The following is a 9,837-nucleotide window of genomic DNA, read 5'->3' as shown; positions in this document are numbered from 1 at the left end:
AGCCGCCGTTGGGGAAAGCCGCCGGCGGAACCTTGACCGTGGGGAGTCGTTATCGGACCGACACTTTTTCCAGGAGCACCACCATGCGTTCCCCCCTGATCTTCGCCGTCTGCGCCGCCGCCCTGTCGCTGGCCGCCTGTTCGGACCAGCACGCCACCGAAATCAAGGAGGGCGCCAAGGCCGCCGCCACCGACATCAAGGACGCGGCCAAGGAAATCTCCAGCGATCCCGACGTCAAGGAAGCCGGCACGGCCCTGAAGGAAAGCGCAAAGGAAGCCGGCGCCGACCTGAAGGAAGCCGCCGGCGACGCCACCGACGCGGTCCAGGCCGCCGGCGAGAAAGCCGGCGATGCGGCCAAGGACGCCGGCACAGACATCAAGGCCGGCGCCAAGAAGGCCGGTCAGGAAACCAAGGAAGAGGTCCACGAGGCGACGCGGTAGGGCTGCGAAGTAGATCCTCCCCCTTTGGGGGAGGTGGCCCAGAGGGCCGGAGGGGGCAGCGCGGCCTAAGCGGAGAAGCCCCCTCAGTCGGCTTTGCCGACAGCTCCCCCAGAGGGGAGCATCTGTCAAGCCGCGCGGCGCGCCTTCTTGACCTTGGTAATCGCCCGGTCGCGGCGCAGGCGTGACAGGTGGTCGATGAACAGAACGCCTTCCAGGTGGTCCATCTCGTGCTGGATGCAGACGGCGAACATGCCCTCGGCCTCCTCGACGACGGTCTCGCCCGTATAGTCCTGATAGCGCAGCGTCACCTTCGAGGGCCGCTCGACCTCGTCATAATAGTCGGGGACCGACAGGCAGCCCTCTTCGTAGCCTTGCGTCTCTTCCGAGGCCGTCAGAATCTCGGGATTGACGAAATAGCGCGGGGCCGGCTCTTCGCCGTCGCGGGCCAGGTCCATGACGATGACGCGGATGGCCTCGCCCACCTGTACGGCGGCCAGGCCGATGCCGGGGGCGTCGTACATCGTCTCCAGCATGTCATCCATGAGGTGACGCAGATCGTCCGTCACCGCCGCAACGGGGGTGGAGATCTTCTTCAACACGGCCATATCGGCGGCGTTATCGACGGTGAGGATGCGACGGATAGCCATAATAGGTGTCAGGTAAGGGTCTCATTCCCGAGCGTCAAGGTGGGGGATTGCCCTATCCCCACTTGGGGGGCCAGCTTGTTGAGGGCCCGAACCCCGCCTTCGACCGGGGTCAGCTCGGCGATTTCCTTGCCTTCGTGGTCAACCGAAAGCTCCTCGAAACGGCGGGCCTGGGTCAGGACCTGGCTCTCCAGCGAGCCGACAAACTGGTTGTATTTGCCCACCGCGCTTTCCAGCGCCTTGCCCACGGCGCCGGCATGGGCGCCCATCACCGCCACCCGCTTGTAGAGCTCCCGGCCCACCGCCACGATATTGGCGGCGTTCTTGGCCTGGTCCTCGACCCGCCAGCCATAGGCCACAGCCTTGCACAGGGCGAACAGGGTGGTGGGGGTGACCAGCAGCACCCGCTTGTCCATGGCCTCGGTCATCAGGTCGGGCAGGCGTTCCAGGGCGGCGGCCAGGAAGCTGTCGCCGGGCACGAACATGGCCACGAAGTCGGGCGAGCCCTCGGCGGCGAACTGGTCCCAGTAGGTCTTGGCCGACAGGCTGGTCATGTGGGCGCGCACGCTCTGGGCGTGACGCAGCAGGGCGGCCTCGCGCGGCAGCTCCTCGGTCATTTCCTGGGCTTCCAGAAAGGCGTTCAGCGAGCACTTGGCGTCAATGACAAACACCGCCCCCCCGGGCATGCGCACCTTGACGTCGGGCCGGCGGCGGCCCTCCTCGGTGTCGACGCTGAACTGCTCCTCGAAGTCGAAGCGCTTGTTGAGGCCGGCGGCCTCGAGAACATTGCGCAGGGTCTGCTCGCCCCAGCGACCCTGGACGCCAGCGCCGCGACGCAGGGCGGCCGACAGCTTGCGGGCTTCGAACTGGGTGGCGACCGAGGCCTCCATCAGGGCGGCGATCTGGGCCTTCAGGCCGCCGGTCTCCTCGGCGCGGGATTTCTCGACGGCAGTGACCTGGGCCTCGAACTTGGCCAGGGTCTCGGCGACCGGCTTGAGCTGGGCTTCCAGGCGGGCCGTGGCCAGGGCCTCGCGGCTCTTGAAGTTCTCGTCGGCGCGCTTGATCAGGGCCTCGGCGACGGTGTTGGCGGTCATGTTGGCCTGCTGGGCGGCCTGGGCGCGGATCAGCTCGCCCTGGGTGGCGGACTGGTCTTCCAGCAGGCGAGCCCGCTCGTCGGCCTGGGCCAGGCGCTCGTTCAACTGCCAGGCGCGGGCGTCGGCGGCGCTGGCCCGCTTTGAGGCAGCCAGGGCCCAAAGCATGGCGGCGACGGCCATCAGGGCGAAAACGATGGCGAGGATCAGGAACGGATCGGAAAAGTTCATGCTCCGTTCCTAGCCGGAGTCGGGGGCGCGGGGAAGGCGGCATCCAGATCCGTCAGCAGCGCCACGACCGCTTCAGACGCAAACCTAGCTTGTCATCCCGGCCGCAGCGAAGCGGAGAGCCGGGACCCAGGGGGCCAAGGCAGTGCGGTTGCCCCTGGGTCCCGGATAGCCTCTGCGAGGCTTCCGGGATGACAAGGTTATTGAAGGCGGAAACCTAGTAAGCGCAGTCGGTGAACACTCGGCTGATGTCGCCCTTCCAGGCGCCGTGGTACAGTTCCAGCAGCTTGTCGGCCCGCGTGCGGCCGCTGTCGGCGATCTCTTCGAGTTCGCCCATATAGATCGTCTCGTCCAGGAAGCCGCCGTTCATGTGGGCCCGGCCCTTGAGGCCCGACTTGGCGATGGCGACCAAGTCCTTGGCCACGTCCTGGGCGGTGCGCCCGGCGATCGGCGCCTGCAGACCCAGAACCGGCACGTCGCGGCGCAGCTGGGCGCGCTCCTCAGCCGTCCAGTCCTTGCAGAGGTCCCAGGCGGCGGCCAGGGCGGCGTCATCATAGAAGACGCCGGTCCACAGGGCCGGCAGGGCGCAGAGGCTGCTCCACGGGCCGGCGTCGGCGCCGCGCATTTCCAGATAGGTCTTCAGGCGCACTTCCGGGAACAGGGTTGTGGTGTGGTCAGCCCAGTCCTTGATCGAGGCGCGCTCGCCGGGAAGCTCATCGATCTTGCCATCGATGAAGTCGCGGAAATTGCGACCGGCCAGATCGATATAACGGTCGCCGCGCTTGGCGAAATACATCGGCACGTCCAGGGCGTAGCGGGCGTAGCGCTCGAAATCGAAGCCGTCCTCGAACACGAAGTCCAGCAGGCCGGTGCGGTCGGCGTCGGTGTCGGTCCAGACATTGGCCCGGCTCGACAGGAAGCCGTTGGGCTTGCCTTCCGTGAACGGAGAATTGGCGAACAGGGCCGTGACGATCGGTTGCAGGGCCAGGCTCATGCGGAACTTGGCGACCATGTCGGCTTCGGACGAGAAGTCGAGATTGGCCTGCACCGTGCAGGTGCGCAGCATCATGTCGAGGCCCATGCCCCCGACCTTGGGCATGTAGTTGCGCATGATGACGTAACGCCCCTTGGGCATCACCGGCACCTCTTCGCGCTTCCAGACCGGCGAGAAGCCCAGACCCATGAAGCCCAGGCCCAGCTCGTCGGCGACGGTCTTGACCTCGTCCAGGTGCTGGCCGGTCTCTTCGCAGATGTCGTGCATGGTCAGCAGCGGCGCGCCGGACAGTTCGAACTGACCGCCGGGCTCCAGGCTGACATTGGCGCCGTTGCGCTCCAGCCCGATGATCACTTCGCCTTCCATCACCGGCTTCCAGCCAAAGCGCTGCAGGCCGACCAGAAGGGCGTGGACGCCGGTGTCGCCGTAGTAGGGCACAGGCGCATGCGAGCCGAGATAGAAGCCGAACTTCTCGTGTTCGGCCCCGACCCGGAAGGCCTCCTTGGGCTTGGAGCCCGAGGCGAAATAGGCGGTCAGGTCGTCGAGCGTCAGCGGACGCTCCTGCAGGCTAGCGGTGTCGGCCATGAGCCGTCTCTCCCCAAGATCCGAACGCTACAAGCCGGGAGAGGCCCATGTCCCCCGACCAGCCGCATACTATCGTGCTGCGCAATTGGGCGTTTTCTTTGCGAACCTCAAGAGGGCGTCTCTGCTTTAGGTCTCCCGCCAGTCGCCGGCGGCGGCCTGCCAGAGGGTCAGGGCGCTGATGGCGGCGGTGTCGGCGCGCAGGATGCGAGGGCCAAGCGACACCGGTGTGACGAACGGCAGCGACCGCAAACGCTCGCGTTCCTCCGGCGAGAAACCGCCCTCCGGACCGATCAGGATAGCAGCAGGCGCGGCGCTGCCGGCCAGGGCCTCGAAGGCCGGACGCGCGTCGCCGCCCTCGTCGCAGAACACCAGCTTTCGGGCCGGATCCCAGCGGTCGAGGATATCGGCCAGCTTTTCGGGGTCTTCCACGGTCGGCACGTCCAGGCGACCGGTCTGCTCGGCGGCCTCGATGGCGATGGCGTCCAGCCGCCCCAGCTTGACGAAGTCGACATTCGTCCGCCGCGTGATGGTCAGCCGGACCCGGCGCACGCCGAGCTCGGCGGCCTTTTCGACGATGGTCTCGACCCGGCCGCGCTTGACCAGAGCGATGACGAGGTCGAGGTCGGGGCCCAGGGCCATGGGCCGGACCTGCTCGTCGACCTTGAGCAGCGAGCCGCGCTTGCCGGTCTCGGTCAGGGTGGCGGTCCACTCGCCGTCACGGCCGTTGAACAGCGCAACCTGGGCGCCGATGGCCTGGCGCATCACCGAGGTGAGATAGCGCGACTGGTCGAGGGTCAGGACGACGCCGTAGCCGGGGGCCAGGTCCTGGGGAACGAAAAGACGGATCATGTCGCTCTTCTAGCGCGACTTGTGGTTTCAGCGGTAGGCTCCCCCCATGACCAAAATCCGCGACTATGATGAAGAGCTCGCCCACCTGCAGCTGGCCCTGATCCGGATGCAGCAGAAGGCCATCAAGGAGGGCTCAAAGACCCTCACCGTGTTCGAGGGCCGCGACGCCGCCGGCAAGGATGGCGCGATCTCGCGGATCACCCAGCATCTGTCGCGGCGCAACACCCTGGTCGTGGCCCTGCCCAAGCCATCTGACCGCGAACAGGGCGAGTGGTATTTCCAGCGCTATGTCGAATGGCTGCCGGCCGCGGGCGAGGCGGTGCTGTTCAACCGCTCCTGGTACAACCGCGGCGGCGTCGAGCCGGTCATGGGCTTCTGCACGCCGCAGCAGCATGCCCAGTTCCTCAACGACGTGCCCGCGTTCGAGAAGATGCTGGTCGACAGCGGCATGCGCTACGCCAAGTTCTGGCTGGATATCAGCCGGGAGACGCAAGGCGAGCGGCTAAAGGCCCGATCGGAAGATCCCCTGAAGGCCTTCAAGATCAGCCCGCTGGACGCCGTCGCCCAGGAAAAGTGGGATGACTACAGCGCCGCCCGCGACGAGATGCTGACCCGCACCCATACCGAAGCCGCGCCCTGGATCTGCGTCCGCGCCGACCACAAGAAGGCCGCGCGGCTCAACATCATCCGCTGGCTGCTGCACGCGGCCGGCGACAAGACGCTGGTCAAGGGCGTGGCCAAGCCCGACCCCGAGGTGATCTTCCCGTTCGATGTGGCGGCGCTGAGCGACGGGCGACTGGCGCGGTAGGGCGCCTTGGATCCCTCTCTCATAGAGGGAGGGATCCCTTAGCGCCGTTTCCGCGCCGCGCGTTCGGCGGCGATCTCGAGGTTCTGGACGACCCGATACTGGACGATCTCGCGCACCAGCGCCTCAGGCAGCGGCGCAGCCGGCTGAAAACGGATCGTGCCCTTGCTGGTGTCATAGGCTTTCAGCCGGTCGGCGAAGGGTTCGATCACGTTGTGCGGATAGAAGGCGCAGTGGCGCTTGGCGGCGCCGAAATGCACCAGCAGGCCGTTCAGGCGGAAGCTGGGCAGGCCATAGCTGATGCACTCTTCCGCGTCCGGAGCCGCGTCGCGGATCTGGCGGCGCAGGGCTTCCAGCGCGGCGCGCTGGTCGGGCGGAACCTCGGCGAGATAGGCGTCGATCGAGGCGGCGGCGGCTTTCACGGCGGTTCCTCCCTGAGGGTCTTCGCGGACGTGCCGCCACAGCCTGGTCTGACATCCGTTCCGGAGCAATCGCCCGGCGACAGACCCGCACGCACCGAGGCGGAAAATGTGCGCCCGTCATCGCCAGCTTCACAACGGGCTCAGGGCGTGGTCCTGTCGCGGCGCAGGTGAGGACACGGCTATGGACCATACGACGAGCCAATCAGCCCGGACCACCACCGCCATCCGGCTGGGAACGGGGCTGCTGCAGGGCCTGGCGCTGTTCCTGCTGCACCAGGCGCAGGAGGCCAAGGTCTGGCCGGCCACCCAGCCCCTGGCCTTCGCGCCGCTGGTGCTGGTGGCGCTGTTTGCGCCGTTCGTGGTGCTGGCCGGGATCGGGGCCCTGCGTCGCAACAGCCTGATCGTCTGGGCGCTGGGGGCGGCCGCCTTCGCGGCGGGCCTGGCCTCCTATGGCGCCTGGCAGGGCGTCGACGCCGACAAGATGCCCGACTTCCCGGTTTTTGCGGCCATCGCCGCCGGCCTGTTCATCGCCCACCACCTGATCCAGCCGGCTGAGGCCGAGCGGCGGGTCGTGGCTCACTATCCGGCCTATTTCGACATCACCTGGATGCACGGGGTGCAGCTGGCCCTCTCGGCGGCCTTTACCGGGGCGTTCTGGATCCTGCTGTTCCTCGGCGCCTCGCTGTTCAAGCTGATCGGCATCGAGGCGTTCCAGAAGCTGATCGCCGAGGAGGCCTTCGCCTTCCCCGCCACCACGGTGATGTTCGCCGCTGCGGTTCAGCTGACCGACGTGCGCTCGACCCTGGTGCGGGGCGTGCGCACCGTGGCCCTGACCCTGCTGGCCTGGCTGCTGCCGCTGATGACCCTGATCGCGGCGGCCTTCCTGGCCAGCCTGCCGTTCACGGGGCTGGAGCCGCTGTGGAAGACCAAGGCCGCCACCGCCCTGCTGCTGACCGCCGCCGCCCACCTGATCGTGCTGATCAACGCCGCCTATCAGGACGGCGAGGACGCCCCGCCGGTGGTCCTGAAATGGGCCGCGCGGATCGCCGGCCTGCTGCTCGTCCCGATCAGCCTGCTGGCCGCCTATGGCCTGGCCCTGCGCATCGGCCAGTACGGCCTGACGCCCGAGCGCGTGTTCGCCGCCGCCTTCGTGGTGGTCGCGATGGGCTATGCCGTGGGCTACACGATCGCCGCCGTGCGACCGGGCGCCTGGATGAAGGCCCTGGAGCGGACCAACATCGTTCAGGCCTTCGTGGCCATCGCCCTGATCCTGGCCCTGTTCACCCCGATCGCCGATCCGGCCCGGCTGTCGGTGCAGGATCAGGTGGGGCGGCTGGAGCGGGGCAAGGTCAAGGCCGAGGCCTTTGACTTCCAGTTTCTGCGCTTTGACAGCGGACGCTATGGCAAGGCGGCGCTGGAAAAGCTGAAGGCGAGCCAGGACGCGGCGATCGCCTCCCGCGCCAAGACGGTGGCGGCCCAGGCGACCAAGATTGCGCCGGTCATCGAGAAGATCGATCTGTCCAAGCTGGCGGTCTATCCGGCCGGCCGCGCCCTGCCCGAAAGCTTCCTGCGCCAGGACTGGCGCGACGACTCCGGATCGGGCTGCATCGGCCAAGGCTCGCAGTGCCAGGCCCTGCTGCTCGACGTCAATGCGGACGGGAAAGACGAAGTCCTCCTTGCCGGCGGCGCCAGTTTCGACGTGTTCAGCTTCGACGGCGCGCGGTGGCGCAAGACGGCCGAGACGCCTTATGTCTGCGACACCGTCGATCTGGCCGCCGCTCTGAAGGCGGGCACTGTCCTGCTGGCCGAGCCCACGCCGCGCCGGGATATCCTGGTCGGCGGACGCAGGCTGTTCCTGGTTCCGGCGGGTGACGGCTGCGCCAGCGCAGAATCCAAATCCGACCGCCCGAAAGGCCCGCCGGTCGCGCCAAGCCCGCTCAGCAACGCGGCCTTCTAACCCACCCCCTCGCTGACCGCGTTGAGCCGCGCATAGACCCCGCCCCTGGCTTTCAGCTCGGCATGGCGGCCTTCCTCGACCACCCGGCCCTTCTGGAACACCAGGATGCGGTCGGCGCCGCGCACGGTCGACAGGCGGTGGGCGATGACGATGGTGGTGCGGCCGGCCATCAGGCTCTCGGCGGCGATCTGGACCTCGGCCTCGGTCTCGACGTCCAGCGATGAGGTCGCCTCGTCCAGCACCAGGATCGGGGCGTCGGCCAGGAAGGCGCGGGCGATGGCCACGCGCTGGCGCTCGCCGCCCGACAGCTTGACGCCGCGCTCGCCGACCAGGGTCTCGTAGCCCTTGGGTAGTTGCAGGATGAAGTCGTGGGCGTGGGCCTTGCGGGCCGCGTCCTCGATCTCTTCGCGGGTGGCGTCCGGCTTGCCGTAGGCAATGTTCTCCAGCAGCGTGCGGTGGAACAGGGCCGGGTCCTGCGGCACCACCGCGATGGCCCGGCGCAGGGAGCCTTGCGTCACCGCCGACACGTCCTGGCCGTCGATGACGATGCGGCCGCCCTGCAGGTCGTGCAGGCGCTGGATCAGCTTGACGAAGGTCGACTTGCCCGAGCCCGTCGGTCCCACCAGCGCCACCCGCTCGCCGGGCGCGATGGTCAGCGAGAACTGGTCATACAGCGGCGCGCCGGCCGCCTTGTAGCGGAAGGTCACGGTCTCGAAGGCGATCGCGCCGGGACCCTCTTTCCCGATATTGGGCTTGAAGGCCGGAGCCTCGGGCGCGTCGGCGATCTGCGGGGCCAGACGGTCCCAGGCGGCGACGTCCTCGCTGTCGTCCAGGCCCTTCTGCAGCATGCGGATGTTTTCGCCCAGATTGCGCAGATAGCCGCTCATCAGCATGAAGGCGGTGATGGCGAAGGCCACGTCGCCGGGGCCGGCGGTGCCCTGGCTCCAGCCCCAGACCATCGAGCCGGTCAGGCCGGCCTGCAAAACCACCAGCAGCAGGTTCTGACCCAGCCACACGTCGGTGAAGCGGTTCCAGGTGACCATCACCGCGTCGCGCCACTGGGCGGTGACCTGGGCGATGCGGGCGGTCTCGCGGGCCTCGGCCCCGAAGCTCTTGACGGTGGGGTTGGAGGTTATGGCATCGGCCAGGGCCCCGCCGATCTGCGAGTCCAGGGCGTTGGAGCGCAGGTTGCTGGGCCGCACATAGCGCTCGATGACGATCAGGTTGGCGGCCAGATAGGCGACGATCACCACCAGCGAGATCACACCCGCCATCGGCTGGCGAAACAGCATCATGATCGACAGGCCAAACAGCACCACCAGGCCCGGACCCAGCCAGATAGTCACCGCGTCGGTGACGCTGTCATAGCCCCACATGGCCCGGGTCAGCTTGCGCACCGTGGCCCCGGCGAAGCTGTCGGCGTGCCAGTCCGACGAGAAGGCCTGCACCTTGGCAAAGCCCTCGTTGGTCATCTCTTCCATGTTGCGGGCGGCCAGCGGAATCCAGAACCGGTGCGAGATGTTGCGCACCACCGCAAAGGCGAAATAGACGCCGACGAACAGCCACAGCGCCGACCAGGCCGCCGGGTCGCCGCGCGGCTTTTCGACCACCGCATCGATCAGGTGTCCCGAGGCATAGGGCAGGGCCAGGTCGAAGGCCACGGCGGCCAGGGTCAGGGCAACGCCCAGCCCAAACAGCACCGGCCGCCGCTTCCAGAACTGCGCGATAAAGCCCAGCACCTGCCCGTTGGACAGCACCCGCTTGCGGTTTCCCGCTTCGTCTTCGTCGTCGATGAAGTCGCTCATGATGGGCGGTAGATAGG

General features: G+C 67.8%; 9 protein-coding genes and 1 pseudogene. 4 read left to right on the top strand and 6 right to left on the bottom strand.

The features are described from left to right. Positions 1 to 83: 83 nt before the first annotated feature. Positions 84 to 440 (top strand): cell surface protein, encoded by a 357-nt coding sequence (locus tag ACN2C8_RS01045; protein WP_419253957.1) that lies wholly within the window; start codon positions 84 to 86, stop codon positions 438 to 440. Positions 441 to 565: 125 nt separating this feature from the next. Here ACN2C8_RS01045 and def read toward each other — a convergent pair whose 3' ends face one another. Both def and rmuC read right to left on the bottom strand, forming a co-directional pair. Next, positions 566 to 1,087: a peptide deformylase gene (gene def, locus ACN2C8_RS01040; protein WP_419253956.1), complete on the bottom strand. Its 522-nt coding sequence runs from the start codon at positions 1,085 to 1,087 to the stop codon at positions 566 to 568. Positions 1,088 to 1,095: 8 nt separating this feature from the next. Next, positions 1,096 to 2,406 carry a DNA recombination protein RmuC gene (gene rmuC / locus ACN2C8_RS01035; RefSeq protein ID WP_419253955.1) on the bottom strand — a complete coding sequence of 437 codons (1,311 nt, stop codon included), beginning with the start codon at positions 2,404 to 2,406 and terminating at the stop codon, positions 1,096 to 1,098. Between the two features lie 87 nt (positions 2,407 to 2,493). On the opposite strand from rmuC, the pseudogene ACN2C8_RS01030 reads away from it, so the two are divergent. Continuing rightward, a pseudogene (locus tag ACN2C8_RS01030) lies at positions 2,494 to 2,572 on the top strand (hypothetical protein); the annotation flags it as partial. A 48-nt stretch (positions 2,573 to 2,620) separates the two neighbouring features. Here the strand turns inward: ACN2C8_RS01030 and ACN2C8_RS01025 are convergent. Further along, positions 2,621 to 3,982, bottom strand: a complete 1,362-nt coding sequence (locus tag ACN2C8_RS01025; protein WP_419253954.1) for a glutamate--cysteine ligase — start codon at positions 3,980 to 3,982, stop codon at positions 2,621 to 2,623. Positions 3,983 to 4,108: 126 nt separating this feature from the next. Further along, complete coding sequence (locus ACN2C8_RS01020) at positions 4,109 to 4,831, bottom strand: 16S rRNA (uracil(1498)-N(3))-methyltransferase (RefSeq protein ID WP_419253953.1); 723 nt, start codon at positions 4,829 to 4,831, stop codon at positions 4,109 to 4,111. Between the two features lie 46 nt (positions 4,832 to 4,877). Between ACN2C8_RS01020 and ppk2 the strand changes: the two genes are divergently transcribed. Continuing rightward, positions 4,878 to 5,639: a polyphosphate kinase 2 gene (gene ppk2, locus ACN2C8_RS01015; RefSeq protein ID WP_419253952.1), complete on the top strand. Its 762-nt coding sequence runs from the start codon at positions 4,878 to 4,880 to the stop codon at positions 5,637 to 5,639. 38 nt (positions 5,640 to 5,677) lie between these two features. Here ppk2 and ACN2C8_RS01010 read toward each other — a convergent pair whose 3' ends face one another. Further along, positions 5,678 to 6,058: an iron chaperone gene (locus tag ACN2C8_RS01010; protein WP_419253951.1), complete on the bottom strand. Its 381-nt coding sequence runs from the start codon at positions 6,056 to 6,058 to the stop codon at positions 5,678 to 5,680. 181 nt (positions 6,059 to 6,239) lie between these two features. On the opposite strand from ACN2C8_RS01010, the gene ACN2C8_RS01005 reads away from it, so the two are divergent. Beyond that, positions 6,240 to 8,015 (top strand): DUF4153 domain-containing protein, encoded by a 1,776-nt coding sequence (locus ACN2C8_RS01005; protein WP_419253950.1) that lies wholly within the window; start codon positions 6,240 to 6,242, stop codon positions 8,013 to 8,015. Here ACN2C8_RS01005 and ACN2C8_RS01000 read toward each other — a convergent pair. Next, entirely contained in the window at positions 8,012 to 9,820 is a 1,809-nt protein-coding gene (locus ACN2C8_RS01000; protein WP_419253949.1) for an ABC transporter ATP-binding protein, read from the bottom strand. The two genes, ACN2C8_RS01005 and ACN2C8_RS01000, sit on opposite strands and share 4 nt — an antisense overlap. Positions 9,821 to 9,837 lie beyond the last annotated feature (17 nt).

The organism is Caulobacter sp. ErkDOM-C (assembly GCF_048541825.1).
Classification (GTDB): Bacteria; Pseudomonadota; Alphaproteobacteria; order Caulobacterales; family Caulobacteraceae; genus Caulobacter.
This window is presented reverse-complemented; position numbering and strand designations above follow the sequence as displayed.